The sequence below is a fragment of the Planomonospora algeriensis genome (genome assembly GCF_977012225.1).
This window is the reverse complement of sequence record NZ_CDRNDK010000661.1, coordinates 1-2,735: the sequence shown is the minus strand read 5'-3', so window position 1 is coordinate 2,735 and position 2,735 is coordinate 1. Positions and strand designations below refer to the sequence as shown.

The 2,735-nt window shown below is 70.8% G+C and carries 3 protein-coding genes; 1 reads left to right on the top strand and 2 read right to left on the bottom strand.

Annotated features, from left to right (window positions below; translation table 11 throughout):
* Positions 1 to 48 precede the first annotated feature (48 nt).
* A complete protein-coding gene (locus ACWJ6R_RS34145; protein WP_449066175.1) occupies positions 49 to 1,269 on the bottom strand; it encodes a pectate lyase family protein in 1,221 nt (406 codons plus the stop codon).
* Between the two features lie 216 nt (positions 1,270 to 1,485).
* Positions 1,486 to 1,977, bottom strand: coding sequence for a hypothetical protein (locus ACWJ6R_RS34140; RefSeq protein WP_449066174.1), 492 nt, complete (start codon positions 1,975 to 1,977; stop codon positions 1,486 to 1,488).
* Between the two features lie 286 nt (positions 1,978 to 2,263).
* On the opposite strand from ACWJ6R_RS34140, the gene ACWJ6R_RS34135 reads away from it, so the two are divergent.
* The coding region (locus ACWJ6R_RS34135) for an MFS transporter (RefSeq protein ID WP_449066173.1) at positions 2,264 to 2,735 on the top strand (472 nt) is incomplete at its 3' end.

Below are 2,735 nucleotides of genomic sequence, written 5' to 3'. Positions count from 1 at the left end.
AGCTGGTGCCGCTGGCCTTGCTGGAGCCGTCGGCGCCGCCGCTCAGGCTCAGGTTCGGGCCGCTCGGCTGCGTGGTCGGCTGCGAGGTCGGGCCGGTGGTGGGGCTGGACGTGGGGCTGGACGTGGGGCTGGACGTGGGAGTGGAGGTGGGAGTGGAGGTCGGCTCCGTCGTGGGGTTGCAGCTGCCGTCCGACACCTTGAGGCCGTTGCCGGCACCGGCCGTGGCCTGCACGACGCCCGGAACGCAGGAGGCTCCGTCGAGGTCGTAGCCGTAGCCGATGCCGACCGAGCCGGTGGACGCCATGCCGGGCCGGCCGGGTAGTTCTTCGAGCCGGGGCTCGACCAGGTCACGTTGTTCAGGATGTTGCCGCTGGCCTGGTAGGTGCCCTTCTCGTCGGTGTAGAACGTGCCGAGGACGTCCTTGGAGTCCTTGAAGTAGTTGTTCTCCACCCTCGCCTTGGCACCGGCCCGCGAGTTGATGCCCGACTCGTGCAGGTTCACGTAGTAGTTGTTGTAGATGTGCGCGACACCGCCGCGCAGCAGCGGCGTCCGCGAGTCGATGTTCGAGTACAGGTTGTGGTGGAACGTGATGTTGCTGCTGCCGGTGTCGCTCTCGCTCGACCCGATCAGGCCGCCGCGGCCCGAGTTGCGCAGGATGCTGTAGGACAGCGTCACGTTCTCGACGTCGTTCTTCATGTCGAACAGGCCGTCGTAGCCCTCCGACTCGCCGCCGGAGGCCTCCAGGGTCACGTGGTCGACCCAGACCTTGCGGACCGTGCTCTCCATGCCGATGGCGTCGCCGCCGTTGGAGGTCGGCGAGCCGGACTTCTTGACGTTCTTGATCGTCACGTTCCGGATGATGATGTTGCTGGAGTCCCGGATGTGGATGCCCAGCTGGTCGAACGTCGCGCCGCCGCCCACACCGATGATCGTGACGTTGCTGATGCCCTTGAGCTCGATCACGTCGTCGGCGGTGCTGCAGCTGCCCGAGACCTTCGAGGTGTTGCCGTGGTTGATCGTGCCCTCGACCTCGATGGTGATCGGCGTGCTGGTGCTGGACCGGCCGCAGAGAGCCTGGTGGATGCCGGTGCCGGAGCTGACCCTCACGGTCGATCCGCCGCTGCCGCCGGTGGTCCCGGCGGCGAAGCCGTCGGGACCACCGGCCGCGGCCGAAGCGGGCGACAGCGGCAGCGCCGCCAAGAGGGCGGCGCCGGTGGCCGCGGCGGCCCCCGCAGCCAGCAGGCTGCGCAGGGTGGCTGTACGTTTCATGCTGGATCTCACCTTCATTGGGGGGAGTGAGAAATAACGCGCCATTTCGGGTGATCAGTCCGGGTAAGCGCTTTCCTACGATAGGTCCCCATCGATGAAGCGACAATAGGATGCCCGATTTATGGCGTAATGTTAGAAATATGATGGTTTCTCGCCCAGCCTTGAGGCCGGACCATCCGGGCCTCCGTCACGCCGGTGCGACGGCGGCCCCGTCCATCAGTAGTAGGGCCGGTCGTCCGGCTCCTCGTACTCGTCGTCCTCGTCCCCGCCCTGTCCGGCCCAGCGGGACGGCAGCAGGACGGGGACGAACAGGGCGACGCCGAGGAGGGCGTAGACACCGGTGGTGAGCAGGATGCGCATGCCGCGGCCCGCCTGCAGCAGCACCTCGTGGAAGGTCGGGTTGACGGGCAGGAATCCCAGGCCGCGGCCGGTGTCCAGGACGTAGACCACGGTCCAGGCGAGCAGGACCATCGACGGGATGAAGGAGGCCACCGGGGAGACCCGGCCGACGATCAGCAGGCCGAGCAGGAGGCCGGTCCCGGCCATCACGGCCGGCGCGGCCCAGTTCTGCCCGGTGCCGGCGGCGGGCGGGGCGACGCCCTGAGCGGGCTGGAGGGCGAGGCCCATCTCCGCCGCCGCCCATCCCGCCCCGAGCAGGAGGACCGCCGTCACCACCAGTCCGATGAGCAGTCCGAAGACGTGCCGCATCCCCCACCACCTCGGCCTCGACATGTTCCGGTCGCGGCAACCATAGCCACAAAAGCCACAAAGCGGCAGACAGCACGCGCTTCCGGTTCACCGGGCTCCGCGCCGGGGCGTTGATCGCGGGGCCGCCGTCGCGGGCGCGGACGGCACCCGGGAGCCGACCGGCCGCCCGCCGGAACCGGGCGGCACCGTCAGAACGGGCGACGCCATCAGCACCGGGCGACGCGGCCGGAACCGGTCGGCGCCGGACTCGATGCCCGACTCGATGCCCGGCCGTCGCCGTGAGAGCATGGCTCACGTCATGCTCGCCCTCCTCCCGCTCCGGCTCATCCGCGCGGCCGTCTTCTCGGCCGTCTGCGTGACGCTCGCCGCTCTCGGCCACGTCGCCGCGGGCGGTTCCGGGCCGGAGGCGTGGACGCTGGCCGCGGGGGCGTCGGCGGTGGCGTGCCTGTCCGTGTCGCTCGCCGGGCGCGAGCGGTCCGCCGGCACGGTCACCGCGGTGCTCACCGGAGCGCAACTGGGCCTGCACGAGCTGTTCGCCCTGGACGGCGGTCCGGCCGCGGCCTCCCTCGCCGGGCATCTCCACGACCGGGGGCTGGGCGAGGGCCTGGGCATGCTCCTGGCCCACCTGACCGCCACACTGATCACCGGCTGGTGGCTGGCCCGCGGCGAGACCGCCCTGTGGGCACTGCTGCGCGCGGCCGCCCACCGCCTGGGGGGCGGCGTTCCGGACGCTCGCGCCGCCGCCGCCCCACCCCGCT